Source organism: Hyphomicrobium sp. (assembly GCF_047600905.1).
Classification (GTDB): domain Bacteria; phylum Pseudomonadota; class Alphaproteobacteria; order Rhizobiales; family Hyphomicrobiaceae; genus Hyphomicrobium_B.
The window spans coordinates 1,743,412-1,769,611 of the sequence record NZ_JASGKD010000001.1; the positions used below are offsets into that span (position 1 = coordinate 1,743,412).

A 26,200-nucleotide genomic window follows, 5' to 3' on the forward strand; every position below is an offset into this window, starting at 1 on the left:
GAGTGATGTCGTCGACATCGGTGGCTCAACCGGTTCGCATTGCATGGCCAGACCTCGGTGAGAGACGCTTGGGGATCGATCCAACGCTTCCGGCTGGCGGGACGGATGGGAGGCATCAATTGGTACGGGATTTTTCCCGGACGACATGCAAGGCGTCGCGCCGTTAAACGATATTATGATACTCGCTGAACTTGAGCATTTTCCGAGCACTTCATATCGAAGCATCGCTGAAGGTTGTTTCCGTTTTCTTCGGCTTGGAGGCTGGCTTGTGATCACTGCGCCATCTCCGATTGTCGATGATATTCTTGCCGTCTTACTGAGATTGCGTTTGGTCGAGGGAATGTCGCTCGAAGAGCATCATGGATATGATGTTCGAGAGACCGATCAAATTTTTTTCCTCCTAGATTTGTTTTAAAATCCCATTGGACGTTTCAGTTGCGCCTCAATAATGTCTTTTGAACGGGCGCGTATTTAAGGTGCCAAGGGAAAAATTTTCGCCCGACAAACGGGCAACGGGAAAATCCGATGTGCTTTGGGCGATGTGCAACCGAGAAAATCGCAAGGCAGTTGTCATCGATCGATTGTTAAGCGACGCGTACGGTCAATCTCATGTCGCCGCCAAGTCTCGATCAGGACCTGGGCAACAGACGACATCGACGAGTACGAAATTGACTTTATTTACCCCGACCACGATCAGCTTTCCCGATCGATTTTGGGCCGAGAGCCTCCCGCGAACAAAAAAAATATGACAGAACTTGGTCTCGGCTTAGCTTAATTCCAAGAGAGGGCTTCGCGCGAAAGCGCACGCGAGCATGCTGAATGGAGTCAAAGTACCTTTGCGAGATATTATCTGAGGCGTCGTATGCCGAGTGGCTGAAACTTTTGGTATCCTCGTCGGAGGGATCAATTTACGCCATGCCGAAGTATCTCTCGGCTTTGAGCGAAGCCACCGGCGGAACTTTCAAAATACTTGGCGTTCGGTATGGAGATGAACTCGTCGGCGGAGTCGCCCTCTATGAGGAGAGGACGAGGCTAGGAAGTTTTATATATCCGCGACCTCTCATTTACTACAACGGTATCATTCTACGTCGATATGACACCCGCTATCCGTCTGAACGAACCGCCCGACAGCTCAAAATTCTTCAAGCCATCCAATCTTCGATCGCACAAATGGGCTATGCTCAGCTTATTCTCGCAAGCCCTAGCTCGTTATCGGACATGCGATCGTTTCTCGCTGCGGGTTGGAAGGTCTATCCCCGCTATTCCTATGTCGTCGACATTCGAGACCTTGATGTCGCTTGGAATCGTATAGATCAAAATCTGCGGCGGTTGGTGAAACGCTGCGAGCGCGAAAGCATGAACTTCAACGATCACGGCAGCTTTGATGCATTTCTCGATCTTCATGCGTCGATTATGACTCGCCGCAGTCATGGACTTTACTTGCCGCCGAACTGCTTTCGAGAATTCTACCGCAAACTTAACGATGCCTCGCTATGTGATCTCCATGAAGCGCGTTCGCCATCAGGTGAGGTCATTGCCAGCCAACTTGTTCTTCTCGGCGGAAATTCCGTATGCCACATTGCGGCTGCAGCAACCGCCAAAGAACACCAGAGCACTGGAGTCACGGCGTTTCTTCGGTGGCGATCTTTTCAGGTACTTTCGCGACTGGGCTATAGTGCTGTTGACCTTACTGATGCCGGTCTCAATAGCGTCGCTCACTTCAAGAGCCAGCTTGGGGGAGACCTCGAGACTACCCTTGTTTTGGAAGCCCCTCGTACCGCCGTCTCCCGCACGCTTTCAAAAGTGAAATCTTTGTTCGATCAAACAAAGACGACACTTCGCTTTTTAGTTCGGAGCCAGACGCAATGAGAACAGGTGCTGATGATCTTTGCTCGGCGCTCGTCTCACATGGCATTACACACGTCTTTGGAATTCCAGGCAGCCAAAATCTGGCGCTTTATGATTCTCTGCGCCGTAGCGGAATTCAGTCAATCCTGACAACCAACGAGTTGGCGGCAGGCTTCATGGCGCATGGATTCTACCGTGCTTCGGGCCGAATAGCTCCTCTGATAACTATTCCTGGTCCAGGTTTCACCTGGTCGCTCACGCCAATCGCAGAATCGCTACAGGATTCTGTTGCTCTCCTTCATATAGTTGGTCGTGCGCCTGGTACGGACCACCGACATTTTTTTCAAGCGATAGACCAGAAGGCTGTCGCCGCTCCGCTTGTCAAAGATACGTTTCTCATCGACGACCCTGCAAATATTTTTCCAACGGTGGCGAAGGCCATAGATCTTGCAACCACGGGCGAGCCCGGGCCGGTGATGATCGAGTGGCTGCCCTCCGCACTTGACGCCTCAACCACTTCGAACGCTCAAAAATCTGTTTCCGGTCATGATAACGAGCTATCACTTGATGTGACCGAAGCGGTCTCCGCGTTAATCGCTTCGACACGTCCGATATTGCTTGTGGGCCAGGGCGCGGCTAGCGCGGCTGATGCCCTCACCAAGCTTGCCGAAGCGCTTAGATCACCGGTTTGCAGCACGGCATCGGGACGCGGAATAATTCCCGAGGATCATCCGCTTGCCGTTTGTTTCGATGGCGAGCGCAACAACATCGATGTGCTCAACGAGCTGCTCGACAGCTGCGATCTGATCCTGGTTCTGGGCTGCAAGCTCGGCTCTGCCGGCACCATCAGTTTCCAGATGCGTCTTCCGCGCGAGCGAATCATTCGCGTCGATATGAGTGCGGAAAATATAGCCACTACCTCTCCGTCAAAGCTGTCGTACGTAGATAGTATTTCTAACTTTGTGGCAGGCGTTCTGCCGCAAATTTCCAACGCCTCATCGAAGCTAGCGAGTGCTTGGACGACTGAGGAGATATCCGAATGGGCGAAGCGAATTAGACAGCCCGCGCCCACCGCCGAACCGGTGGTACGCGGAATTTCGCCGGGTACAATCAAGCATTTTATCGGCGCGCTAAGGAAAGTGCTTCCGCGAAACGCCATCGTTTGCACCGACACTGGCTTCCATCAACAAATGATCAGGCGCCATTTTGATGTTCTCGCGCCGGCGGGCTTGCTCTTTCCAAGCGATTATCAATCGATGGGATTCGGTTTGCCGGTGGCAATCGGCGCAAAACTTGCGGTACCCGAACGACAGGTCATCGCGGTAATAGGCGACGGGTCCTTCGCCATGTCGGGCCTTGAAATTCTCACTGCTGTCCGAGAAGGGATTGCCCTTACCGTTATCGTGTTCAATGATGGGTATCTCGGACGCATCCGCTTAGAACAGCTGTCCGCGAACGGCTGGACCAACAGCGTCACTCTCCTCAATCCCAACTTCGAAGACTTTGCCGGCGCAGTCGGTGCACGCTACGCTCTCGTTGAGGGCAATGCCGAAACAGTCCTCCGAAAAGCCATCTCGAATGCCGGTGTTACAATCATAGAAGTAAGGCTCGGTGATAGTGCGCGCTTCGCATCCGTTCGTGCGCAAGCAATGATGCGCAAATCGCAAAGAGGCGCTAAAGTTCTAAAATTTTTGCGCAAACTTGCGCGATGGATCAGATAAGCCACCCCGGCATCAGCCATTAGCAATAGATCGTTTGACCTATCTGGCTATGATTTGCTCTCGTAATCGTATGGCAAAACGCTGATAATCCTATTTTATCGAATTGCTCATGAATTGCCTTCATATGGGTAGAAGAACGCTTCCGAGAACCGCTGCAAACCGCTGCGTCACGTTTCGCTCCAACTAAAAAAATCCCCCAACACACATGGATCGGCTCGATGACCACGATGCCATTAGCGCTCCTAGCTAACGCCGATTGGCTTGGAACGCTTGCAGCGGTCAGAAGCCTTGGCGCCCGCGGCGTATCTGTTGCCGTCGCCGGGCAAAGATTTTTATCAATTGCCCGTTGGTCGCGATATGCGTCCGAGTCGGTTTATTGTCCCACCCTCGGGAAGGCTGAACCCTTCCTCGAATGGCTCCTCTCCTTTGGAGCCGAACATCCCGGATCCGTGCTTTATCCAACAAGCGATGAAATCGCTTGGCTCGTGGCATGCCATGCGACAGAACTCGCGCGTTATTATAAACTCTATACGCCCTCACTCTCATCGTTACTTGCACTTCTCGACAAAGCCAGTTTGGCATCGAACGCTAAACGCGTTGGCCTAGACGTTCCTGATACGTATGCGCCGTGCGATAAATTCAAGATCGACGATATTGCGCACGATATCCAGTACCCCGTTTACATCAAACCTCGGGCTCAGATCTTTGGGGGTTTAGGCAAGGGCATTCGTGCAGACAATTGCACTGAACTGCGTGCTGCATGGGAACGGCGGTGCTCTGAAACAGCCTACGACCCAACAGTTCTGGATCAAGCGCCTAGCATCCGCTTGCCAATGTTGCAGCGTTGTTGTCCAGGCGAACGCATTTATACGGTCGACGGCTTCGTTGATGAGACAGGCGAAGTTAGTGCTATGCTCGCATGCGTGAAGGTGCTTCAGCGACCCCGCGGCAAAGGGCCTGGCATTATCTTCGAGCACGCACCCCTGGATCCCGAAATAGAGCAGGGTTTGCTAAGATTGTTCAGGGATACCGGATTTTACGGCGTTTTCGATGCGGAGTTTCTGGAAGTAGACGGGAAAAGGCTCCTGATCGATTTGAACCCGCGCTTCTATAACCATATGGCGTTTGAAAGCGATCGCGGGTTGGACTTGCCGTGGCTCGCATACCTTGCGGCGACGGGCAATCGCGAAGCGCTGAAGGGCGAAATCGTAAAATTTAGAAATTCTCCGATATCCAAAAACGCTTATGTTCATCCCCTTGCAACACGCCTATTGCTCGCGGTGCAGAGACTGGGTGGACGAATGTCTTCTGAGCAGTATGCGCGATGGAAAAGACAAATACGAAGTTATGGTGAGGGTGCCACCAACCCAGTTTGGACTTCAGATGACCCGATCCCGGCCTTTGTCGAATGCGCTTCAGAAATGCAGGGATTACGATATCCGCGATCGTATTTCAGAGACCTCTTGACCTGAAACGTTGGCGTGCCTTGCGGCTCCATCAGGCGCCCGCGTTTTAGGGTACTTCCCCGGCGAGATGTCGCCTTCGGCGCCTGCATCCCCTCAAAACCGGCCATCCTCCTGCAGACCCGGGCCGGCGAGCGCCGGGAGCATCAGCCCCCTTCCCTCCTCAAGCCTCGGTCACGGCTCTGGGATTTATGGCGGCGCACGATGCCGGCCCCCGACTAAAGGAGGCTTTTGTCATTTACTTTGAATAGCTCAAATTCATGACGATCGCAGTCGCGGCCGGACGACGAAGCAAATGGCATGATACTCTGCGAGGTTGTACTCTGGGAAAGGAGCACCAGGCATGACCGACAGCAAGCCTTCTCCGAAGGGCGACGTCACTAAGGACTGGCAAGCGACGCAGGGGCAGAAATCCGCTGCCACGCGCCTCCGGATCTTTGCTGCACTCGCGTGGGCTGTAGCCATTGGCGGCGAGATCTTGGGGATCATCTTACTTCGCCAGCACAAGTTCGATCACGGGAACATGCCGCTGCTGATCGGCCTTCTGGTCGGGATCGCGGTCTTCGCTATCGCCGGCAGCATGTTGTGGAAGGCCGCGAACCAGCACGACCCGGCCCGAGAATCCGACAAGGCGCGCTTCTTCTTCCAGAATCAGCTCGGCGCGATCGTCACGGTGATCGCGTTTCTCCCGCTGATTTTTCTGATCTTCAACGACAAGGACCTCGACCCTCAGAGCAAGAAGATCGCTGGCGGCGTCGGTGCCGTCCTCGCCCTGATCGCGACGATGATGGGGGTCAGCCTCAAGCCTCCGTCAGTCGAGCAGTACACTCAGGACATGAACGCTTGCGCTACCCAGATCAAGGCGGGACAGCCCACCACGGCCTGTTCGCCCGATGTCGCCGCCCAGGCGCAAGATATCGCCAAGGACTCTGCAGCGGTGGCGGACGCTACGAAGGACGCGGATCATCCCGCTGGTCAGGACGTCGTGTACTGGATCGCGCCGGAAAACGGCGCCAAGAAATCCGAGACGCCGCATGTTTTCCATCTGTGCGAACACGTCAGTCCGCTGAAGGATAAGACAGTCAATCACGGCACCGTGACGGAGGCTTACGCGCAAAATGCCGTCCGCATCACGAAGCAGATCGAGATGGAACAGAAGCAGTGCGGGTTTTCCGGCTCGCCGTCAGCTACGCCTTCTGCTGAACCTGCGCCTTCTGCTGTGCCTGCGCCTTCGCCTCCTGCTGCGCCTGCGTCTCCATGATGAGTGTCGCGGACAATCCGAGTTCACCGGCCAAGACATTCCGAGTCTGTCTGTGGTCGCGTCGCTCCGGACGCCGAGCGCCTGTATGTGAAGCGCACTGCAAGCAGCGGCTGCAGGCGGCCATTAAACGGCAGTCACGCGCCACGCATCATCGAGTTGGGCAAAAGCCGCCCCCGGATCGAAACCGTCGTCAATGCCTCTGAAGTGGCGAACGAGGCGGCCAATGCCATAAATGCCTGCGACAGGCAGCCCGCTGAGCGCAGAGACGCCGAAGCCGAGCGCCCGGAGAAGTCGGCCGCCCCATGAACGGGAGGCGAGCCACGGCATTGGCTCATCGACAATTTTCGCGTATTTGGCGGCCGTCAGTAGGTAGGGTGAAGTCTCCATCCGCATGTACTGCAGATAGCTTCTAAGGTCGCGAATCGAGGGCGCCATCTTCGCGCGCTTCCACGGCTTTTCGACTTGCGGATGAACGAGCGCCGCGGGCCAGACCAGATTGCGCAGCCGCTCTTCGAAAAGATATCCGGGAGGTCCGAAGTCCTGGATTATATGCTGCCCACGTCGCAAGATCTTCACCGGAACGCTTGCGAACTGCGGCGAGCAGAGGAGTGCGGTCAGCACGTCCTGGTCGCCGAGCAAGTGGAAGGGCCGATCCGCGGTCGGAAGCGACTGAGCGTTGCGATAGATGGGGTTGTCGAGCGCTTCGCACCACGCCTCGATCAGGGCGCGATGGATATTCGTAACGCGGACGACACCGGTATTCAGCGTGAAGGGCAATCGCCGTGCGGGCTCGAAACCCCAGGCTTGCGCGCGAAAACCTTCATCGCGATACTTGCCGTAAATCGCGTCTTCCGTCGTGACGAGATCATGCGCGTCCAGCGGCCCGAGCAGCTCGCGGAAATCGGAGCACACCAAAATATCGGAATCGATCCACCAGACGTCGGCATGTCCGGCATCGAGAAGCGAGCGCAACGCAAAGGCTTTAACGTTCCAACCGCGGGCATACGGAACGCCCTCGACGTGAAGCGTCACCTTCGGAAAACGCGCAAGCCAGCTTCTGAAGGATGCATCGACGGGAGGAAAGAAGAGCGCGATGGGAAGGTCGGGTGCGTGGCGGGCGAGGCTGGCGATGCAGAGCTTAATCGGGACGATTTCGCTGCGCCTGTCTTCAGCTATGCACGCGATCACGTCGAGGCGTCCTTTCGCTTTTTCGTTGGCACGGCAAAATACAAATACAAATATTCCGCAGGCAGTGCAATGACGGGGCTTGCTCACCTAATGGCGTACAAGCCAGGCAGAATTAACGACTAAATTCAAAGCGCACGAATATTGCGTTGCGATTGGGTGGCGAACTCATAAAGGATACCCAGATCATCTGGAACGTGATTCAAACTCTGCGTAGGAGATTAAATCATGGGCCGCTACGATCTTACCGACTTCGAGTGGCGTGTATTCGCGCTTTGCTGACGACTGTCCGTCGTCAGAGCTTTCGGGACAGTGGGACGTTTGATCTAAGAGAGTAAGCGGCTCATTTGGTTGAAGTGTGAACCGGCGCAATTTTGACCCGCCTCTGAAGATCATTCCGCTGCAATCGTCGAATACCGAACGCCGCTGCTCACGGAGCTACGACTTCTAACTACGATACGTCGCGAGTACAGACAGATGAAGCTCCCAATCAGGAACGCCCCCAGGCAAGCAGGAGGTTCACCAAAAACAAATTCAAAAGGGACATTGAGATTGTCCTATTGAGCAATGTATGTTCTCTTTAATAGAAATTTTCTTATAATGATTCCAGGCGCGATCGATTTGGTGCTGGCTGGGCGCATGACAATATCTTCTGGTATTGACGAAGAACAACTGCCGGCCGCGCTCGATCCGACGATTTTAATGTCGTACCTCAATGAGACCAAAACAAATGTTGGTTGCATCCTGGAGCCGTCCTCGTTTCTGAAGAGGGCTTCTATCAATTGGGAAATCGACGGCTCTCAAGCGGCTGCCCGCGAGGTCGGTGCGCGTGTCTTCACGGTAAATTCAGGCTGCGGTTGCAGCGTTCCTTTTCGGAATTCTTGGCATACCCATGCGGGGTGTGAAAGGATCAGCGGCGGCAGATCTTTGTCGGACGGCGCGCCGCGACAAAAGATATTTCGATTTTTACTAGTTAAGCCCTTCGCGACAGGAGATTACGTGTTGCTGTCCGTGGTTCTTGTCGCATTTTTCCTCGCCCATAAGTCGGCTATTGGCGTCGGAATTTATGCCGCAATAATTCGTCTCGCATTTTTCGTCCAGAGCGAATTTGCCTTCCGAAACGGTAGCTCATTCCTGCTTGAACTTGTAAAACATATCGGCTTGCAATGTCTCGCAATCGGTCTCAGCACTGATCTCCTGCGCTATCTTATCGCCGATACCATATTCGCGAATTTGCTGATCTTCACGTCCATCGCGTTGCTTGCGGCTCCGGGAACCTTCTTGATCCATTATTTCGTCATCTTCAGCCAGCGACAGGGATCGATCACATGAACTTAATGGCTGCCACACACAAACTGGCGGTCCTTGACCGGCGCGTCAGGGTGCTCGCCGACCAGTTGGCCGATATCATCCCCTCAGGCTCGTCTATATTGGACGTCGGTTGCGGAGATGGCAGCGTCGATAGATTAATCCTCGAAAAGCGCCCCGATTTGGCGATCGAGGGCATCGACATTATGATCCGTCCGAAGACGAGCATACCAGTCAAAGCTTTTGACGGACAACGCATTCCGCACGACGATAATACTTTCGATTACGGTATGTTGGTTGACGTTTTACACCATACCAATGACCCTGGTCTTATTCTTCAAGAAGTATTGCGAGTTTCGCGCTCTGGTATAATCATCAAAGACCATCTTGCAGATGACGTCCTGGCCCGACCGACGCTGCGCTTTATGGATTGGGTCGGCAACGCTCCTCATGGAGTCGTTCTCCCCTACAATTATTTGGGTAAAGCAGAGTGGCAAGAACTATTCCACAAATTGGCTGTTAAGTCGGTCGTCTGGGAAGACAAGCTGGCTATCTATCCTGCGCCCTTCACGCTGATATTCGACAGGGGTCTTCACTTTATCACCCGGCTTGAGAAGCGATGACTCTGTCGCATTTTCCCGACCTGTCGCCGTCTGTCGCTCCCTAGTGCTTTTGTACACGCGGGCGTAATCGATCAATATTGTTTTCGAAAACTGTGTTTGCGATGACGTTGCCCTTCGGAGAAGGCTTGCTGTCGGTCATGCATGGTGCTCCTTTCCCGACGTACAACCTCGCAGATTATCATGCCATCTACTTCGGCCGGCTGCGACCGCGATCGTCGTGAATTTGAGCCATTCAAAGTAAATGACCAAAGCCTCTGACCTTGCCCCTCCTGAGGTACCCGATTTGAGGTAGAGACCGTCAATCCGAGAAGGAGACGGATAATGCGTAAGGGCAGGTTTTCGGAAGATCAGATCATCGCGATCCTGCGGGAGTAGAAAGCCGGTATGGCGACCGCCGAAGTTTGTCGCCGGCACGGGATTTCGTTGGCGACGTTTTACGCCTGGAAGTCTAAGTACGGAGGTCTCGATGTGTCAGAGGCCAAGCGGCTGAGGACCCTCGATAACCGCAAGCTGAAAAAGCTGTTGGCCGAGCAGTTGCTCGACAATGCTACCCTCAAAGAGCTGCTGACACCCCCCCCCCGCGAGGATAACCGCCGTGAGCTGGGCGATCGAAGAGAAGGACTACTCGCAACACCGTGCGTGCGCCTGATCGGGCTCGCGCCGAAGGTCTATCGCTATCGGCGGGGAAGTGATGACGGTGTGCTGCGCACGCGCTTGAAAGCCTTGGCGGCTCAACGCCGCCGGTTCGGCTACCGACGTCTGCACCTGCTGCTGCGACGGGAAGGCTTCACCGTGAACCACAAAAAGCTCTTTCTCATCTACGGGAGGAAAGTCTTGTCAACCGCAAGCGCGCGCTTGGCATACGAGCTCCAGCAGCCGTGCCGCAAGGCAGGAACCAGCACTGGTCGCTGGACTTCGTCTCGGACGCGTTCGCAGACAGGCGCCGGTCCCGCGTCCTGACCGTCGTCGATGACTTCACGCGCGAGTGCGTGGCTCTGGTGGCAGACACCTCGCTGTCGGGCACCGCGTCGCCCGCGAGCTGAAAACTATGGCTGGGATGGGAGGGTTCGAACCTCCGAATGGCGGAATCAAAATCCGCTGCCTTACCACTTGGCTACATCCCACCAGTGCGCCGGAACGACGGCGGGCAACCGTCGAAGGAGCGGCACCATAGTCAGTCGATCGCGGCCCGGCAATGGCGGGCGGCAATTCGCGCCTGTGGCTTCCACAGACGGCTCCCGGGCGAAGCGCCACTCCGGCGGGGGCTTTGCATTGTTGCATGAAGAACCACGAAAATTCGCGGCCCGGAGACGCTTGCGGTATGAGAACGAGGTCGCTATAACGCGCCTCTCCCAGGCCCTCCACAGGTCGCCGGGAGAAGCCTATAATCCGGGCTGACGGTCGGGCGGAGCGTAGCGCAGCCTGGTAGCGCACTTGCTTCGGGAGCAAGGGGTCGGAGGTTCGAATCCTCTCGCTCCGACCAGTCTTTTCAATGGGTTAACGGCCCTCTCTCACGCATTTTTTGAGATATGAAAAAACCTGTGGCCCGCCTCGCGTCGCGGAAACGCCGGAGACTGCCACGGGTTTCCTACCCTTGAGGTCGGTCGCCGCGTAGCGCTCGCGACTATTAGCCAGCGAATTCGTTTGGACGGAGCGCATCACCCTTCAGTACCTTGCGCAATATTTCATCCGTGCGGCGCGCGACAGCATCAAGGCTTAATTTATCGATATAGTCTTGGTGGGCTTGTTGCGTAATTCGTTCACGTAAGGTTGCATCGGAGAGCAGGAGATCGATGCACTCGGCGAACTCGTCCGGGCTAGATGCCAAGAAGCCGTTCTTGCCATGCCTGAAGAACATCGGGTGCTCGGCGCAGTTCGAAGCGATTGTTGCCACGCAGCAGTTCAGATAGCCCAACACTTTGCCGAATGACTTTCCAGCACTGAACTGGGATTGCGCCGGCATTAGCGGCGCAAGTCCAATTGACACTTGCTCGAGCGTGTCGAGGTACTTCTCGTAAGATAGAAAGCCAAAGGTTCGAGTCTGGATCCCCCTATCTGCAAGAGAGGACACTAGCGATAGATTGGAATCGCCATCCTTTACTCCAAAGAGCCAGAACTCCCAGTCCTTACTTTTCACTCGATCAAGCGCTGACTGAATAAGAGCGTGTTCTTCCGGATAGTCGCTTGCGCTCGATATTGCCCACGCAACGACCGGTCGATCAGGTTTTTGCATTGGTACCCCCGACCGTGGACGGGAACCGGTCCAAACGATATCGACCGCGGGGTTGTACTGGCGCGCGTACTCCGCCACGTGCCTACTGCCCGCGATCACACAGGCCGATTCCCTCATACATTCGATCACTCCCTCGCGCTGCGCCGGGTCGATAAAATCAGCATCATCGATATCGAAGACACACTTTGCTCCCGGATAAAAGCGTGGCCGATTCAATGGGTGGTGGCTCTTTTGCAGAACGATGACATCCGGCTGCTCTAGCTTCATCAGCCGCTGTCGTTGGCCAAGTTCGAGTTGCTTGGGAATAACAATCGAACGCCAGCCAAAGTCTCGAAGCTGTTGCGCGACAGCGTATCCCCTCAAACCCGATGCCATGCCATTGTTGCCGTCGCCTACGGAGAAGGCGATTCGTGGAATCCGGCTATCCTGCCGCAAACGATCGAGGTGTACACCGACTTCACGGAGCCTATGTCCGACCCATGACCACACCAAACTTGCTCTCTCTCTGAACGCCCACCTGCGGGGCTCTTCCCATCATAGGGAAGTTGATACCTCTCGCATATATCGAGCATCGTTGGACCGAGCAGCAATTTCTAAAAACGAACCATCATATTCGGCTGGCAAAGATCGCGGACGTGATTAGCCTCGGGAATTGCCGCGACGTTTCTGACCATACGTCGAAGGCTGCACCGCCTAACGGAACGACACCGCGCAGACGGTGAGGCGCGTTCCTGACGTGTTTTCCGTGACGGTGACGTTCGAGGCGCTGGTCGCCGCAGCGACGTTGGAAGCGTCCGCCGCCACCGCCTTGCCGCCGCCGATGCCGTAGTTGGCCCGCTCGACAAATGTCTCCGTGCCGGAAAGCGCGAGCGTGGACGCTGCCGTGCCGGTCGCCGCAACGGCAAGAATAAAGCCGCCTGCCGAGGTCGTCAGGTTGACATCCAAGGTTGTCCCGGCCGTGCTTGAGCCGTTGCGCTGCGCATCGACGGCCGTCGATGAACTGAGCGTCGTATCATCGACCGTCCAGGCGATAACCTCAGGCGTGAAATAGATCGTGCCGGGGAACTGAATATCGACGTTTGCCGTCGTCCCAGTCGGGACGATTGCCGTGTACCACGAGACGACGTTCGTGCTCGAAGGTGTCGGGAAGTCCGATCGGACCGTCGTTACAGCGATGCCGCCGATGGTTATCGAAGTCGGTGCTGACGTGCCATTGGCACCGGTAATTGCGAAGATGACGCGGCGATTGGCGTCCGCCGTTCCGAGCGGTACGTTCGTGGCGCGGTAGAGATTGCTGCCCTGATTGGCTGTTTGAACGTGGCCCTTGTAAGAGGGCGTCGGCAAAGAGACCGAGCCCGCCGCCGTCAGAGTGTCGGGCGAGGAATAGTTGAGCGGTGAGGCGAGCGTGCTGTTGTCAACGACAGCGCCGGATATATCCGGGCTCACGCCGTACTGGTAGCGCACGAGAAGACTTAGGTTTGATGCAACGGCGGAATGCGTCAGATCGATATGCGTCGCATCGACACGAGCAGCCGAGCTCGGGGTGATCGAGGTTGCCCAATTGTCGCTACTGACTTCAAAGCCGGTGATGCCGCTCGTCGGCGTGAAGTCCGTTCCCATCGAATGGGCAAGCGTGACGCGCGTGACCGTCGTGCTCTGCCGGGACACGCCGGTAATAAACCAAGGCGGCGCGGTCGAGACGCTGCCGAGCAACTTCAGGATCGAGCGGGCGTAGCGCTTGCCCGAGCGCCCGTAGCTCGTCGCGTCCATATGCAGGCCGTCAGCGAGCGTCGCATCCATGTTCGAGTGCGAATAGTACATATTGGCATAAGCGCTGTTGACGGTGCGCTGCACGCCCATTTCAGCAGCCCAGTTCGCGCTACCGGAGCCGTCGTCTGTCGTATGCCGTGCGAGGCTCGAACAGAGAAGCGGCATCTGCGCTTTCGTGCGACCCGTCGCAGTCGCCAGCGCGCCGTGGATCGTGTCGAGATTGGCTTGCCAAGTGGTGTAGCCACCGGCGCCGTCGCCCTCGCCCTGGTGGAAACAGATGAACTCCGCATCGCCGCCCGCTGCCGCAAGTCTTGCTGCAAGCGTTTCGTAAAGCCCATAGGGGCCGCCCGGTATCAATGCGTTGATCCCGACGCCTGCCTGTCCGCCCCAAACGAGGCCAACGGGAACGCTTAAGGCAGTGTTGAGGTCGTTCATCAGATTGCGGATGCCGTTGCCGCCTGAGATCGTCGTTCCCCAGGTCGCGGTGTCGCCGTCGTAGACTTTCGTCTGCGCATTCGCCGATGGCGGGCTCCCCGAGGTTCCGACATGACCGAGCCAATTCGATTGCCCGTAACCGATCAGGACCATGCCGACGAAGAACGAGGTTGCGAGCGTGGCGGTCTTCGCCTTCAAGACGCTGTCGCGGACTTTGAGGTAATAGGCGCCGCCTTGTGGGACGGTGACGGTGCCTGAGAAGTGTCCGCCGGTGGGCGCGGCATCGAGCGTCGTCCAATCGACGACGACGCTGTTGTCAGCGGATTTGAGCACCTGCACCTGAATGGCGGTCGCGGTGAAGCTGCCGTAATAGCCCGAGACCGGCATGGCCTTGCTGGTCTGCCCGATATCGCGCTGAAAAATCTTCTGATCGGGGATGCCATCGAGAAAAATGCCGTCGATGGTTACTACTATTCCCCTTTTCCGGCTCATGAACCCGCCGACGCTCTTGATCATCAGGCCGTCACCACTGCGGCCTTGTCGCCGTCCTTGACGTAGAAATATTCGACGGCGCCGGCAGGGATCAGAAACCGCTCAGTATCCGTAGAAGCATTCGGGGCGCTGCCGAAGCTGACGTAAATCTGGGTGTCGGTCGCGACGCGACAGCAGGGCTGGTGGTTGGCGTTGAACTGCGTGCCGTCGGCGGTCTTGGTCGTCGCCGTGCTCGTCGCCGAGGGCGTGATGTCCTGGCAGTTGACAGGCGTCTTCAGCATCGCGGGCGCGCTCGTTGCGCTCTGATTGTTGAGCACGTATCCGAACGCTATCTGTGTCTTGGCCAAAGTGGCTTCTCCTTCGTCAGGTCAATGTGAATGTCTTGGTGGTGCCGCCGATGTGCATCTTGATGTTTGCGCCGTCGAACCAGATGTCGCCGTCGGCGGGCGAAGCGGGCGCGGTTGTGGTTGCGATATTGAAAAGACCGCTGGCGAGCTTGGCGTTACCGGTGTTGCGGTCGATGTGGATTGCTTCATGCCAGGCCGAGCCGTCGGGGCTGACCTTGAAGCGGAAGTCATCGTCGCCCGTCAGCCCCATTTCGGCACGGCCGGAATAGTTGGTTTGGTAGAGCGCACTCGCGGTGTCGCCTGACGCGCGCTTGTTGATCTTCTGCTGATGACCGTTGCCGTCGTTGTCGAACAGGCTTGCCGGGCTTTTCAGCGAAAGGCGATTTGTTGTGTCGGCCGTCGCGTTGACGCCGACGTGCGCGAGGTTGTCGAGGTCGGTGATCGGGCCGCCGCCCGCGAAAGGCGCCCATGCTCCGGCCGAATAGACCTGCAGCTCGTGGCTATCGGCGACCCAGGCGATCCAGCCTTCGTTCGGTTCATAAAACGCCCAGGCGCCGTCCTGGAACGCGGCTATTTTATCGCTTTGCCCGGCCCAGTCGCCGATAGCAGCGGCGGCGACGATATAGCGGGCACCGTCAGCCGGCGTTAATGGCGGCGCGGCGAGCGTGCTGCTCTCGACGGCAAGCTGAACGAGGCAGTCGAGGGCCCGGATCGCCTCGTTGTGCGTGACGTGCTTCTGGGCCTGGGCGGCCAGAATGAAGGGCAGTGCGAGGTTCGGCGTATCGTTCATAATCACGCAACATCCGCAGCAAACCTCCCGGGAATGAAAATACGGCCGCCCGGATGAGCGGGGATAAGTTTTTTGAAATTTATTTTGGGGAGCGGTGCGAAGGGCGTTCCGTCGTGCGCGATTGACACCATCGGCGGAGCGACTAAACCCGGACTGTCGTCTTTGACTGAGGCCGAAAATCCGGGACGGGGGCTGCCGCAATGAAATTTCTGGTGACGGGCGCCGCCGGGTTCATCGGCTTCTACACCGCGCTTCGCCTGCTCGAGCGCGGCGACGAAGTGGTCGGCATCGATAACCTCAATGACTATTACGACCCTGCTTTAAAGAAAGCGCGTCTGGTCAATCTCGGCGGCCGTGCGAAATTTTCCTTCCAGCGACTGGATATTTCCGAGCGCGGCGCCATGGCGGAATTATTCCGCGTGCAGCGCTTCGACAAGGTCATTCATCTGGCGGCGCAGGCGGGCGTCCGCTACGCGCTACATAATCCGCACGCCTATATCGAAACGAACATCGTTGGCACGCAGAACGTTCTGGAAGGCTGCCGCCATACGGGCGTTTCGCATCTGGTGATGGCGTCGTCGAGTTCGGTTTACGGCGCCAACACGAAGATGCCGTTCAGCGTGCACGACAACGTCGATCATCCGGTCAGTCTCTACGCTGCGACGAAGAAGGCGAACGAGCTTGCGGCGCATTCCTACGCGCACCTGTATCGCCTGCCGATCACGGCGCTCCGGTTTTTTACCGTCTACGGTCCGTGGGGCCGGCCGGACATGGCGTACTTCTCGTTCACGAAGAAAATTCTCGCGGGCGAGCCGATCGAAGTGTTCAACGGCGGCAAGCACGCGCGTGATTTTACCTACGTCGACGACATCGTCGAAGGTGTGGTGCGGGTCGCCGACAGGATTGCGGCGCCCGATCCGAATTGGAACGGCGACAAGCCGGACCCCGCCACCTCGTCGGCGCCGTACCGGGTCTACAACATCGGCAACAACAATGCGGTCGGGCTCATGGATTTCATCGCCACGATCGAGAAGGCGACGGGCCGCGAGGCGAAGAAGACGTTCCTGCCGATGCAGCCCGGCGACGTCGAAAAAACCTATGCCGATATCGACGATCTCGCGCGCGATGTCGGCTTTAGGCCATCGACACCGCTTGATGTCGGCATCACGCGCTTCGTCAGTTGGTATCGGTCGTATTACGGGGTTTGATCAATTGCCGTCATGCCGACGAAGGTCGGCACCCAGACAATTATCAGCATTCGGATACTTGACTGGATCCCGGCCAGCGCCGGGATGACGATGTTTACGATTGAGGCTCGCCTCAAAGATTCATGCCGCCGGAGACTTCGAGGCGCTGGCCGGTCATCCAGCGATTCTCGTCCGACAGCAGCACCGCGATCATCGGACCGATGTCGTCGGGCACGCCGACGCGGCCCATGGCGGTGACGGAAGCGACCATCTTGTTCAATTCGGGATTGTCGCGAATGCGGCCGCCGCCGAAGTCGGTCTCGATGGCGCCTGGCGCGACGACGTTGACGGCGATGCGGCGCGGCCCGAGTTCCTTCGCCATGTAGCGCGTCATCGTCTCAACAGCGCCCTTCAACGATCCGTAGACGGCATAGCCCGGCATCGAGAAGCGGGCGAGGCCCGATGAGATGTTGACGATGCGCCCGCCGTCCTTGATCAGCGGCAGCAGTTTCTGGGTCAGGAAGAACATGCCCTTGAGGTGCACGTTCACGAGTGCGTCGAAATCGTCTTCTTTCATGTCCGCGATCGAGCCCGGCGCCGACATGCCGGCATTGTTGACGAGATAATCAAAAGTCTCGCGGCCCCAGGTCTCTTTCAGAGCTCGCTTCACCTCGGCGGCGAAGGCATCGAACGTCGAGGTTTTGCCGGCATCGAGTTGCAGCGGCACGGCCTTACGGCCCAGCGCCTGGATCTCGGCGACGGCGGCATCCGCTTCTGCCCGATTTGAGTGATAGGTGATGATCGAATCTATGCCATGCTTGGCGGCGCTCACGGCGGTGTTGCGGCCGAGCCCGCGGCTACCGCCGGTGATGATCGCGATTTTCTGCTCTGGTTTTGCTGCGTTTTCCTGGCCCATGACGTGCTCCAACGTAAAAATTCCGATGCGCAGGATGTAGGAGACGATGCTTTCCGCTTGAATGCCGGAACTCTCGAATTTCTTGCCTAATCCTCCAAAGCGGATTGGAGGCGGCCCGACGACAGCCTATTATCAACCCGCGCAGCAAACCCTTTCGGAGTTGCACGATGCAGCCGGACCTGATCGCCGCTCTCAACGCTTACGCCGATGCCAACGGCGGAGGCGAAGGCGTTTTCGAAACTCCAATCCCCGGCTTCGGCTTCATGCGCACAGCGCACGAAACGCTGCCGAAGCACATCGTCTACCGCCCCTCGCTCTGCATCGTGGCGCAGGGCGAGAAGCAGGTGATCTTCGGCGAGGCGCTGATGACCTATCGCGAAGGTCAAGCGTTGATCGTCAACGTCGAAATTCCGGCCGTCGGCCGCGTGACGAAAGCCAGCCGCGAGAAGCCGATGATCGGGCTCGTGCTCGAACTCGACGGCGGCATCATGCGCACGGTGATGGAAGACCTCGACCATCCGCCGGTGCCCAACGACGACGTCGGGCTCGGCGCGTTCGTTGCCGATTTCGGCGGCGCGCTGGCCGATTGCGTCGTCCGTCTCGTCCGGCTGCTGGCGACGCCGACAGCCATCCCCGTGCTCTATCCGACGATCATGCGCGAAATTTCATTCTGGCTGCTGACCGGCCCGCACGGCGACGACGTTTCGAAGGTCGTTCGTCCGAGCAGCCGCACGCGACGGATTTCCGAGGCGATCCAGATTTTGCGCAACAACTTCACGCATCAGCTTCGCATCGACGATCTCGCAGCGGCGGCGCATATGAGCCCGTCGTCGTTCCATCAGCATTTCAAAACACTGACTTCGATGACGCCGCTGCAATACCAAAAACAGCTCAGGCTTCTTCGAGCGCGCCAGCTGATGACCGACGATAACGTTCACGTCTCGGATGCGGCCTATCAGGTCGGCTATGAAAGCGCGTCGCAGTTCAGCCGCGAATATTCACGGATGTTCGGGGTGCCCCCAAAGCGCGATGCGATGGAGTTGAAGGCAATGCCGCAGGAGCCCGCCCTCTGATGGCTCAGGATGCTTCACCAGCTTCCGCTCCGAGCTCGATAACGGAGCCAGATATAGCGACGGCGTGCGCTATCGTCGGTGCAGGACCGGCGGGGCTGATGCTTGGCCTCCTGCTGGCGCGCGCCGGCATCGACGTGACGGTGATCGAGAAGCACGGCGATTTCCTGCGCGATTTTCGCGGCGACACGATTCATCCCTCGACACTCGAAGTGATGCACGAGCTGGGACTGGCGGACGAGCTTTTGAAGCTACCCCACACGGAAGCGCGCTCGCTGCACGCCGAGATCGGCGGCAAAGACATCACCATCGCCGATTTCTCGTGGCTGCCGACCAAGAACCGTTTCATCGTGTTCATGCCGCAGTGGGACTTTTTGAATTTCCTCGCGCGCGAGGCCGGACGCTATCCAAATTTCCGGTTGCTGATGCGGACCGAGGTGACGGATCTGATTACCGACGACGGCAGGATCGCGGGCCTTCGCGCGTCCTCTCCCGATGGGCCGATCACGATCCGCTCCTCGCTTATCGTCGGTGCCGATGGGCGCAACTCGGTCACACGCCGCCTCGCCGGGCTCGATGTTGAAAGCTTCGGCATCCCGAGCGAAGTGCTTTGGATGAAGTTTTCGCATTCGACCGACGATCCGCCTTATGTGATGGGGCACGCGGGTCCGAGACAGGGCTTCGTGATGATCGATCGCGGCAATTACTGGCAATGCGGATATATCGTGCGCCAGGGCACGTACGCCGACATCAAGGCAGGCGGCATCGAGGCGTTCAAAAGCATGGTCGCGGCGGTGTCGCCGCTGCCTGCCGATCGCGTGCAGGAGCTTCACTCATTCGACGACGTGCATCTGTTGAGCATCCGCATCGACCGGCTGAAGCGCTGGTGGCGGCCGGGGCTACTGTGCATCGGGGATGCCGCGCATGCGATGTCGCCGATCGGCGGCGTCGGGGTGAACCTCGCGATCCAGGATGCGGTGGCGGCGGCCAACATTCTCGCCGCGCCGCTGATGCGCGGGACTGCGTCCGACGACGATCTGGCCGCTTTCGAGAAGCGGCGGACGTTCCCGACCAAAGCGACGCAGAAAATTCAGCTGATGATGCGCAGCGAGAAACGCAAGCGTGAGGCGAACGAGACAACGCGCTCGGGCCCACCGGGTTTCATCAAGGGCATCGCGCGCTGGCCGATCCTCGCGCATGTTGCCGGTCGCCTGATCGGGCTCGGCTTCCGGCCGGAGCACGTGCGGATTAAAACGCGCGGTTAACCTGCGTCGAATTTCCGGATATTCGTCGTTCGCCGAGGTTTCCTATAACGGGCGTCGATCAACGAGGGCTTGGCGAAGGCATCTGGGGCTTGGACTCGCTCAAATTCAAGACCGACATGGCGTTCACCTATGGCGAACCGTCGCCGATGGGGCCCGGGATCGTGCGCCTCGTCGCGCCGAACCCGAGCCCGCTGACGCACAGGGGCACCAACACCTATCTCGTCGGCTCGACGTCGCTTGCCGTCATCGATGCGGGGCCGGAAAGCGATGAGCATCTGTCGGCGATCCTCAAAGCGGCTGGGTCGCGTCCGATCACGCACATCATCTCGACACACGCGCATCGCGATCACGTCGACGGCATCGCCAAGCTGCAGGCGGCGACGGGCGCCGTCACGGTCGCCTATCCGCGCGATCCGGACGCCAGTCGTGTAGCGCTGGAAAATTCGCCGTCGGGGCGGTACTTCGTCGATTACGATTATGCGCCCGACATTGCGGCCTATGGTGGCGATACGATCGAGGGCGCGGACTGGGCGCTGACCGCAATCCACACACCCGGACACGCGCCCGACCACCTGTGCTTCGCGCTCGAAGGCCGCCGCGTGGTGTTCTCAGGCGATCATGTGATGGCGTGGAACACCACCGTGATCGCGCCGCCCGAAGGACGGATGGCGGACTATCAGGCATCGCTCGAAATTCTTCTCGATCGCAACGATGATGTGTTCCTGCCGGGGCATGGCGACCGGCTCAACGATCCGCAGCGGACGGTGCGCGCATATCTGCTGCACCGGAACTGGCGCGAGAAATCGGTGCTCGATGCGTTGACTTCGGGCGCGACGACTATTCGTCGAATTGTGCCCCAGGTTTATCGCGACCTCGCGCCCCAGCTGATCCCTGCCGCGACGCTTTCCGTTCAAGCTCACGTCGAATATTTGATCGAGAAAGGTTTGGTCGCTTCCGATCTGCCTTTGACCCCTGACCGCGACCTTTCTCCGCTTTGAGCTTGGCCTTGCGGGCTGCCGCCGCTTCCTTGTCGGGATCGGGTACGGAGGCTTCGAAGCGGGCCGCCACTTCCTTCAGGATGGTGCGAACGTGCTCGGCGTTGCGGCCGAAATCGTTCCAGCCGTAGCGCGAGGCGGAACGGACATCGACGCGGGTGTTCTTGTCCTCATCGAGGACACGGATGACGATGTCGTCGACAAGGCCGAGAATTTGCGTGTGCTCGGAGAACTCGATGAAGCCTGGTGAATCGTCTTCGTCGTCGGGCGGGACTTCGAGCGTCGGCTTCATCTTCAATTTGTGGACGGCCTGCAGCACGAGTTCGTACGTGTCGTCGGCCGGGCGCGGGATGAGCAGGCTTTTGAGATCAGGGTAGTCCTGGCGCTGCAGAAGCGAGAAGCGGTCGCCATCATAAGCAACCGCATTGGATTCGGGGCCGCGCAGATCCTTGGCCGCGGTGAACTCCGGCGGCTCGGCGAGATCGGTGGTGACGTCGTAGAGGGCGGGATAGCGCAAGCTCATCGCCCAGACGGCCGCGGGCACGGCGAGGACGCCCAGCGCGACGATCGCGCCGCAGAACACGCGTGCAGCGCCCTGGCGGCCTGTCACCCAGATATCGAGGCCGGCGATCAGCGCCATGACGAGGGCCAGCACCGCACCCGCAATCAGCAAGTAGCCGATCGTCAGCGCCACCGGCGTCTGCACCAGCGAAACCCGGTGCAGCCCGGCAGTGACGACGCCGGCAACGGCGGCGAAAATGGCGATGCGGCTCGTCCACTTGGCGAGGAACGACGGCGGCTGATCGGCGGCGTAATAGATCCGCGACGAGCGATAGCGATCGCGCGGCCGCCTTGCCGGGCGGCGTTCGTCGATGCGATCCATCACCATTCGTGCCTCAAGGCTCCCCGTCGTTTCCGCCTTGTCTACCCCAAGTCGCGCCTTTTTGTGATGCGCTTTAGGGATAGAGACGGGTTTTGTGCCAGGAGTCGCGCGGCGCGTCGCGGCGGAAAACGATGCGATCGTGCAGGCGGAACGGCCGACTGTGCCAGAATTCGATCTCGACGGGGAGGACACGGAACCCCGACCAGTAGGCCGGGCGCGGGATCTCCTCGTTGGGGAATTTCGCTTCGAAATGCTGGACCTTGGCTTCGAGCACATCGCGCGACGACAGCGGCCGCGACTGGTGCGAAGCCCAAGCGCCGATGCGGCTTAGCCTCGGCCGCGATGCATAATAGGCGTCGGCCTCGCCGTGGGACGCCAGCGAAACGGGACCGCGCACCCGCACTTGCCGCTCCAGACTTTTCCAATGGAACAGCAGCGCCGCTTTCGGATTGGCGAGCAGCTCGCGGCCCTTGGCGCTTTCGAAGTTGGTATAAAAAACGAAGCCGCGATCGGACGCTTCCGGCGGATCGACATTTTTCAGAAGCACGACGCGGACGTTCGGCATGCCGCTGGCATCGACGGTTGCGACCGACATGGCGTTGGGGTCGTTCAATTCGCTGTGTTCGGCTTCCGCCATCCAGGTGGCGAACAGCTCAAAGGGATCGGTCGCGCCGGTGAAGTCCGGAGCGTTTTCCGGCGCGGTGGCCGGTGCATTTTCAGTATTGCTCATGTTGCGTGCTCAACGCTTGATTTTAATTGTGGTTGCCGCCTCGTCCGGGGACACGCGGAACTCGGTCTTTAGTCCAAATTAACCATACTAGGACACAGTGATCATGGTCGCCTCGTCAGGCGACGTGTGTGTCAGTCGCGTCAGGGTCAGTCGAGTGATGTCTTCAAATCCGTGTTTTTTCCCCTTAGCCGCGGCCGGCGCAACAGCATTCGCGCTGGTTGCGGCCATTTTCGTCCCGACGAGCGCCGTTCTGGCGGCCGAACACGCGTTCGACCACGGCGCCTGCGCCGACACCTGCCTCAAGCCTAGCGCGACGAGCGCCGATCCGAAATTGCCCGACGTCAAGGACGCCCGGGGTATCCTCGATGAGAGCGACGAATATGCGGCGCTCGAGAGCATTCAATTCGCGCTGACCGAAGTCGCGGACGGCTCCAGCTATGTCTGGCGTCGCGATCATGGCCGGCTGTCGGGCGTCGTGAAGCCGGTGTCGTCGTTCAAGGACACGCACGGAAGCGTGTGCCGCCATGCCGTCGTCGTCCTCAGCGGACTCGCGACGACGAAGAGCACTGAAATTGTCGCCTGCCGTCTGGCCACCGGCATCTGGCAGGTCGAAAGCTGAATTACCCAAACGATCCTCTCCCAGACCAATGAAAAAGGCGGCCGCGAGCCGCCTTTTTTATTGGCGCATGTGGATCCGCTGCGGGGGTCGGCTGCAAACGCGGGGTGTGGTCAGGCACACTTGAGACTTCGGCGCGGCTGTGGAGCCCGTGACTGCCCTTTCCGTCATCCCGACGCAGGCCGGGATCCAGGCAAAACTCTATCGGGAGCACGCTGAAACTCGTCTGGGTGCCGGCCTTCGCCGGCATGACGGTGAGAAGCAGGAGAGCGCGCGACGCTAGAGGATCACGAAGCTCAGGGCGAAGGCGGCGATGGCTGAGAGTGCGAAGCCGAGTGCGAGTTCCGGTCTCGTGCCGCGGATCGTGAGAATGATGGCGGGCAGCACGAACACCAGCCAGATCGCGGCGAGGATCAGCGTCACGCTATCGACGGCGATGTTGGTGATCGCGTTGCTGCGCCCCGGCTGGTGGAAGACAGCGATGTAGAACAGCGCCACTAGCGTCTCGACGGCGACGAGGATGGCAGTAAGGGGGCGGAGTGGCGACGAATTCATCCCGGCCGCCTAACATGAAATCTTACTACCCGGCAATCCGACCCGCTGTAGCGGCTGCTTTTGCTCGACTTGTCATCAGTGCCTGATGCCGCGCCCAGATTTTTTTTAAGGCTGCGGATTTCGATTTCGTGCTTGCAAACGAAAAATGCTTTGCCAAGGCAATGTACTCGTTAGTGCCCAAATTGGGATCGGTTTCGAGCGCCCGAAATGCGGACGTAAATCCAGCATCATCTCCGAGAGCCTGTTCCAACGAGCGAAGATGTAATTGTACTAAATCAGATCTTGGTACGCTAATTTCATGGGCGTTGGATCGCTGCTTCGATATCTTCGCCTTTGCGGTCAAGTCGTCGGGATTGACGACTTCGAGCCGATTGAGAGAAGCAGCAAGTTGCCGGATCTCTTTAACGACTGGCGGTTTTCCTAGTGGCTTCAGAAATAAAGCTATCTCTTCGCAGAGCGCCGATATTTGTTGGACGCTTATCGTTTCCGATCCACCCGAGCAGTTGGTAAGTTTGTCGAGCTTTTTACCGAGCTGCGCAACAGACAGTTCCGGCGCAATCCCGAGCAACTTTTCAAAGTTGACTACTGCTTGTGGTGGGAAGCCGCCGCCAAAGCGATATAGCCCTTCGAGATGCTTTAGAGCGTCAGCTAACTCTATGCACTTCATTCTGCAGCCACCGGGAGAACGAGTTGCAAATCACGCGCGAAGGACGGAACACGAGGAACACAAATCTGAGCAGCTACATGTTCTGCAAGCGTTACAATTGCTTGCTTAGCATTTGCGGCGGGTTGTGAGCCTTGAAGCGAAAAGTATGCGATGCCCTCCTCGGAATTGCGAACCATCGCCACAGTCTGAGGAATAAATGTTTGGCTGGGCAGGAACCCGCATTTTAAATTGCGCAAATTTATCTGGTCCTGAATTTCATTCCGAACGCCGAGCCACGCGTTCTGCTGTGCGGCGTGTCTGCTCGCTACAATTCCGACGTAGCTCAAGTATGGGCAGATACCCGACGCCTTGAGCCCTTCGATCTGATCGCAGAAGGAAACCACTGACTCGCCAGACGGGTGATCCAGGAGAGTGGGAATAAGCACGTGCGAACTCGCGCATAGCGCCTGTATCGTGCCCGCGGTGAGTCTTGGCGGGCAATCAATTATCACAAGATCAAAATTTTCTCGCACCGCTTCCGAATGGAGCAACTTGGCCAAATTGTACCGCATTTCGCTGGGCTGATACGATCGGCCCATGAGCAAATCAGCGAATTTCCTACGTAGATCCCGATGATCCTTATTTTTCTTGTTGAGCAACCACTCAACTAACAATCTATTGTCGGCTTGAGCTAGATCGTAGTGGGCCGTCACCACTTTGAGGCGTGGCTCTACCGGACTCTTTTTGCAAGCTTGCAAAAAGGTGCTGGGAGCAACATCGCCACTCAGAGCAAGTGTCGCCACAGAATCGGTTCCCTTTGGTGGCAGCCACGTCTGACCATCCGGAAATACCATCGACGACAATGAACCCTGGTAATCAAGATCGATTAGGAGGACTCGCTTTTGCCAATTTTCGTCATGGGATAAATGTGCGGCGATGTTTGCTGCGATAGTTGTTTTACCAACCCCGCCTTTCAAATTTGCAATTGCGAGTATTCGAGATCCAAGAACATTATTTTTGTAGTTTTCCGGCGGCGTGATGGGACGCAGCGTCCAAACGCCCTTTCCTTCCCGTGCGCCATCGGGAGTTTGTGTTTGGCCTACTGCCCCAAGCGCCCTTTGCCTGCTTCGCCAGAAATCCCGTGCCTGCAATAATTTGCCTCCGCACCATGCGAGGGACGGCCAAATTATTGCTGACCCTATGATAGCTAGAGCGAATGTCGCTGTTTCGTGGCCGATATGTTCTGCAAGCTTCTGCCAAACGGCCTGAATGAACTCAGTCATAAATACGCCCCACACAATTTACGCCTACCAAAATGCGTTAACTATGCGCAGAGCAGATCGTCTGTATAGGCCCTGCCGGCAGATTTGATCGCGCGCTGCACCGCAAATTGCGGTTGCTTTGATGGCGCACGGCGCCTCCACCGCTGCGGCCTGCCGCCGTTGCGCACGCGAGTTGCGTCGTTCTTTGAAATTGATCTCGGCTGGTTCGGGATGACGAAGAGCGGATTGCGCGTCCGTGCTATCGGCCGCGCCAGCTGTCATGAAAGCCCGGCGCGCCGAGGCGGCGCGTCATGTGACCGCCGGTCATCGCATCGGTGATCAGGCCGCCGATGACGGTGACGATGATGCCGATGACGATCTGCGAAAATAAACCCCTCATGGCGCGACGATGCCCGACCCCGACGGCAAAAGTTTGTGCTCACTGCGTCGAGGAACTGATCGGTTCTGTCTTTTCCGTCGGTGTTTGTTGGTAGTGTCTCAGTTTGAAAAATAAATGAATTGACGCTGAGGTACGGTCGGCCTGATCCCGTGCTATGCTTAGCGCTAGGTAGAGGGGAAGGGTCCGGCGTCCGAAAGGT

The 26,200-nt window shown here is 57.9% G+C and carries 22 protein-coding genes, 2 tRNA genes and 2 pseudogenes; 13 read left to right on the forward strand and 13 right to left on the reverse strand.

Annotated elements, in window-relative coordinates; translation table 11 throughout:
- The first annotated feature begins 915 nt into the window (after positions 1-915).
- From QM780_RS08520 to QM780_RS08535, 4 genes are all read left to right on the forward strand, one after another.
- On the forward strand, positions 916-1,869 hold the full coding sequence (locus QM780_RS08520) for a GNAT family N-acetyltransferase (RefSeq protein WP_415070047.1): 954 nt from the start codon (positions 916-918) through the stop codon (positions 1,867-1,869).
- Positions 1,866-3,569, forward strand: coding sequence for a thiamine pyrophosphate-binding protein (locus QM780_RS08525; RefSeq protein ID WP_415070048.1), 1,704 nt, complete (start codon positions 1,866-1,868; stop codon positions 3,567-3,569). Before QM780_RS08520 ends, QM780_RS08525 begins: the two co-directional genes overlap by 4 nt.
- Before the next feature lie 218 nt (positions 3,570-3,787).
- Positions 3,788-5,041, forward strand: coding sequence for a hypothetical protein (locus tag QM780_RS08530; protein WP_415070050.1), 1,254 nt, complete (start codon positions 3,788-3,790; stop codon positions 5,039-5,041).
- A gap of 334 nt (positions 5,042-5,375) precedes the next feature.
- A complete protein-coding gene (locus QM780_RS08535) occupies positions 5,376-6,293 on the forward strand; it encodes a hypothetical protein (RefSeq protein ID WP_415070051.1) in 918 nt (305 codons plus the stop codon).
- 123 nt (positions 6,294-6,416) lie between these two features.
- Here QM780_RS08535 and QM780_RS08540 read toward each other — a convergent pair whose 3' ends face one another.
- Complete coding sequence (locus QM780_RS08540; RefSeq protein ID WP_415070052.1) at positions 6,417-7,481, reverse strand: hypothetical protein; 1,065 nt, start codon at positions 7,479-7,481, stop codon at positions 6,417-6,419.
- 597 nt (positions 7,482-8,078) lie between these two features.
- Here QM780_RS08540 and QM780_RS08545 point away from each other — a divergent pair.
- The 3 genes and pseudogenes from QM780_RS08545 to QM780_RS08555 all read left to right on the forward strand — a co-directional run.
- Positions 8,079-8,810: a hypothetical protein gene (locus QM780_RS08545; protein WP_415070053.1), complete on the forward strand. Its 732-nt coding sequence runs from the start codon at positions 8,079-8,081 to the stop codon at positions 8,808-8,810.
- The gene (locus tag QM780_RS08550) at positions 8,807-9,409 is read left to right on the forward strand and encodes a class I SAM-dependent methyltransferase (RefSeq protein ID WP_415070054.1); all 603 of its coding nucleotides are present in this window, start codon (positions 8,807-8,809) and stop codon (positions 9,407-9,409) included. The genes QM780_RS08545 and QM780_RS08550 overlap by 4 nt, the downstream gene beginning before the upstream one ends.
- Before the next feature lie 321 nt (positions 9,410-9,730).
- A pseudogene (locus QM780_RS08555) lies at positions 9,731-10,431 on the forward strand (transposase); the annotation flags it as partial.
- A 27-nt stretch (positions 10,432-10,458) separates the two neighbouring features.
- Here the strand turns inward: QM780_RS08555 and QM780_RS08560 are convergent.
- Positions 10,459-10,533, reverse strand: a tRNA-Gln gene (locus QM780_RS08560).
- A 282-nt stretch (positions 10,534-10,815) separates the two neighbouring features.
- Here QM780_RS08560 and QM780_RS08565 point away from each other — a divergent pair.
- Positions 10,816-10,892: transfer RNA gene (locus QM780_RS08565), tRNA-Pro, on the forward strand.
- Positions 10,893-11,036: 144 nt separating this feature from the next.
- Here the strand turns inward: QM780_RS08565 and QM780_RS08570 are convergent.
- The 4 genes from QM780_RS08570 to QM780_RS08585 form a co-directional block, all read right to left on the reverse strand.
- Entirely contained in the window at positions 11,037-12,017 is a 981-nt protein-coding gene (locus tag QM780_RS08570) for a glycosyltransferase (RefSeq protein WP_415070055.1), read from the reverse strand.
- Positions 12,018-12,335: 318 nt separating this feature from the next.
- Positions 12,336-14,363 (reverse strand): sialate O-acetylesterase, encoded by a 2,028-nt coding sequence (locus QM780_RS08575; RefSeq protein WP_415070056.1) that lies wholly within the window; start codon positions 14,361-14,363, stop codon positions 12,336-12,338.
- Positions 14,363-14,686 carry a hypothetical protein gene (locus QM780_RS08580; protein ID WP_415070057.1) on the reverse strand — a complete coding sequence of 108 codons (324 nt, stop codon included), beginning with the start codon at positions 14,684-14,686 and terminating at the stop codon, positions 14,363-14,365. Before QM780_RS08580 ends, QM780_RS08575 begins: the two co-directional genes overlap by 1 nt.
- Before the next feature lie 16 nt (positions 14,687-14,702).
- Positions 14,703-15,476 carry a DUF2793 domain-containing protein gene (locus tag QM780_RS08585; RefSeq protein ID WP_415070058.1) on the reverse strand — a complete coding sequence of 258 codons (774 nt, stop codon included), beginning with the start codon at positions 15,474-15,476 and terminating at the stop codon, positions 14,703-14,705.
- Positions 15,477-15,676: 200 nt separating this feature from the next.
- Between QM780_RS08585 and QM780_RS08590 the strand changes: the two genes are divergently transcribed.
- Positions 15,677-16,684, forward strand: coding sequence for an NAD-dependent epimerase (locus QM780_RS08590; RefSeq protein ID WP_415070059.1), 1,008 nt, complete (start codon positions 15,677-15,679; stop codon positions 16,682-16,684).
- 112 nt (positions 16,685-16,796) lie between these two features.
- On the opposite strand, the gene QM780_RS08595 is transcribed toward QM780_RS08590, so the two are convergent.
- Complete coding sequence (locus QM780_RS08595; protein WP_415070060.1) at positions 16,797-17,579, reverse strand: SDR family NAD(P)-dependent oxidoreductase; 783 nt, start codon at positions 17,577-17,579, stop codon at positions 16,797-16,799.
- Between the two features lie 167 nt (positions 17,580-17,746).
- Between QM780_RS08595 and QM780_RS08600 the strand changes: the two genes are divergently transcribed.
- The 3 genes from QM780_RS08600 (at position 17,747) to QM780_RS08610 (ending at position 20,912) form a co-directional block, all read left to right on the forward strand.
- On the forward strand, positions 17,747-18,652 hold the full coding sequence (locus QM780_RS08600; protein ID WP_415070061.1) for an AraC family transcriptional regulator N-terminal domain-containing protein: 906 nt from the start codon (positions 17,747-17,749) through the stop codon (positions 18,650-18,652).
- Entirely contained in the window at positions 18,652-19,914 is a 1,263-nt protein-coding gene (locus QM780_RS08605) for an FAD-dependent oxidoreductase (protein ID WP_415070062.1), read from the forward strand. The genes QM780_RS08600 and QM780_RS08605 overlap by 1 nt, the downstream gene beginning before the upstream one ends.
- An 89-nt stretch (positions 19,915-20,003) precedes the next feature.
- On the forward strand, positions 20,004-20,912 hold the full coding sequence (locus tag QM780_RS08610) for an MBL fold metallo-hydrolase (protein WP_415070063.1): 909 nt from the start codon (positions 20,004-20,006) through the stop codon (positions 20,910-20,912).
- A gap of 82 nt (positions 20,913-20,994) precedes the next feature.
- Here the strand turns inward: QM780_RS08610 and QM780_RS08615 are convergent.
- Positions 20,995-21,798, reverse strand: a pseudogene (locus QM780_RS08615) (DUF1499 domain-containing protein); the annotation flags it as partial.
- A gap of 67 nt (positions 21,799-21,865) precedes the next feature.
- Positions 21,866-22,522 (reverse strand): pyridoxamine 5'-phosphate oxidase, encoded by a 657-nt coding sequence (gene pdxH, locus QM780_RS08620; RefSeq protein ID WP_415070064.1) that lies wholly within the window; start codon positions 22,520-22,522, stop codon positions 21,866-21,868.
- 157 nt (positions 22,523-22,679) lie between these two features.
- Here pdxH and QM780_RS08625 point away from each other — a divergent pair, with 157 nt between their 5' ends.
- Positions 22,680-23,141 carry a hypothetical protein gene (locus QM780_RS08625; RefSeq protein WP_415070065.1) on the forward strand — a complete coding sequence of 154 codons (462 nt, stop codon included), beginning with the start codon at positions 22,680-22,682 and terminating at the stop codon, positions 23,139-23,141.
- A 276-nt stretch (positions 23,142-23,417) separates the two neighbouring features.
- Here QM780_RS08625 and QM780_RS08630 read toward each other — a convergent pair whose 3' ends face one another.
- From QM780_RS08630 to QM780_RS08645, 4 genes are all read right to left on the reverse strand, one after another.
- Complete coding sequence (locus QM780_RS08630; protein ID WP_415070066.1) at positions 23,418-23,693, reverse strand: hypothetical protein; 276 nt, start codon at positions 23,691-23,693, stop codon at positions 23,418-23,420.
- Positions 23,694-23,718: 25 nt separating this feature from the next.
- Positions 23,719-24,360, reverse strand: a complete 642-nt coding sequence (locus tag QM780_RS08635) for a hypothetical protein (protein WP_415070067.1) — start codon at positions 24,358-24,360, stop codon at positions 23,719-23,721.
- A complete protein-coding gene (locus tag QM780_RS08640; protein ID WP_415070069.1) occupies positions 24,357-25,622 on the reverse strand; it encodes a ParA family protein in 1,266 nt (421 codons plus the stop codon). Before QM780_RS08640 ends, QM780_RS08635 begins: the two co-directional genes overlap by 4 nt.
- A 238-nt stretch (positions 25,623-25,860) precedes the next feature.
- Complete coding sequence (locus QM780_RS08645; protein ID WP_415070070.1) at positions 25,861-26,001, reverse strand: hypothetical protein; 141 nt, start codon at positions 25,999-26,001, stop codon at positions 25,861-25,863.
- Positions 26,002-26,200: the final 199 nt, after the last annotated feature.

Excerpts from the sequence above, each read along its gene's own strand:
- QM780_RS08595 (WP_415070060.1), bottom strand. The coding sequence starts at position 17,579 with ATGGGCCAGGAAAACGCAGCAAAACCAGAGCAGAAAATCGCGATCATC.
- QM780_RS08525 (WP_415070048.1), top strand. The coding sequence starts at position 1,866 with ATGAGAACAGGTGCTGATGATCTTTGCTCGGCGCTCGTCTCACATGGC.
- QM780_RS08520 (WP_415070047.1), top strand. The coding sequence starts at position 916 with ATGCCGAAGTATCTCTCGGCTTTGAGCGAAGCCACCGGCGGAACTTTC.
- QM780_RS08530 (WP_415070050.1), top strand. The coding sequence starts at position 3,788 with ATGACCACGATGCCATTAGCGCTCCTAGCTAACGCCGATTGGCTTGGA.
- QM780_RS08605 (WP_415070062.1), top strand. The coding sequence starts at position 18,652 with ATGGCTCAGGATGCTTCACCAGCTTCCGCTCCGAGCTCGATAACGGAG.
- QM780_RS08645 (WP_415070070.1), bottom strand. The coding sequence starts at position 26,001 with ATGAGGGGTTTATTTTCGCAGATCGTCATCGGCATCATCGTCACCGTC.
- QM780_RS08635 (WP_415070067.1), bottom strand. The coding sequence starts at position 24,360 with ATGAAGTGCATAGAGTTAGCTGACGCTCTAAAGCATCTCGAAGGGCTA.
- QM780_RS08545 (WP_415070053.1), top strand. The coding sequence starts at position 8,079 with ATGATTCCAGGCGCGATCGATTTGGTGCTGGCTGGGCGCATGACAATA.
- QM780_RS08625 (WP_415070065.1), top strand. The coding sequence starts at position 22,680 with ATGTCTTCAAATCCGTGTTTTTTCCCCTTAGCCGCGGCCGGCGCAACA.
- QM780_RS08600 (WP_415070061.1), top strand. The coding sequence starts at position 17,747 with ATGCAGCCGGACCTGATCGCCGCTCTCAACGCTTACGCCGATGCCAAC.
- QM780_RS08575 (WP_415070056.1), bottom strand. The coding sequence starts at position 14,363 with ATGATCAAGAGCGTCGGCGGGTTCATGAGCCGGAAAAGGGGAATAGTA.
- QM780_RS08590 (WP_415070059.1), top strand. The coding sequence starts at position 15,677 with ATGAAATTTCTGGTGACGGGCGCCGCCGGGTTCATCGGCTTCTACACC.
- QM780_RS08570 (WP_415070055.1), bottom strand. The coding sequence starts at position 12,017 with ATGGCATCGGGTTTGAGGGGATACGCTGTCGCGCAACAGCTTCGAGAC.
- QM780_RS08535 (WP_415070051.1), top strand. The coding sequence starts at position 5,376 with ATGACCGACAGCAAGCCTTCTCCGAAGGGCGACGTCACTAAGGACTGG.
- QM780_RS08550 (WP_415070054.1), top strand. The coding sequence starts at position 8,807 with ATGAACTTAATGGCTGCCACACACAAACTGGCGGTCCTTGACCGGCGC.
- QM780_RS08640 (WP_415070069.1), bottom strand. The coding sequence starts at position 25,622 with ATGACTGAGTTCATTCAGGCCGTTTGGCAGAAGCTTGCAGAACATATC.
- pdxH (WP_415070064.1), bottom strand. The coding sequence starts at position 22,522 with ATGAGCAATACTGAAAATGCACCGGCCACCGCGCCGGAAAACGCTCCG.
- QM780_RS08630 (WP_415070066.1), bottom strand. The coding sequence starts at position 23,693 with ATGAATTCGTCGCCACTCCGCCCCCTTACTGCCATCCTCGTCGCCGTC.
- QM780_RS08585 (WP_415070058.1), bottom strand. The coding sequence starts at position 15,476 with ATGAACGATACGCCGAACCTCGCACTGCCCTTCATTCTGGCCGCCCAG.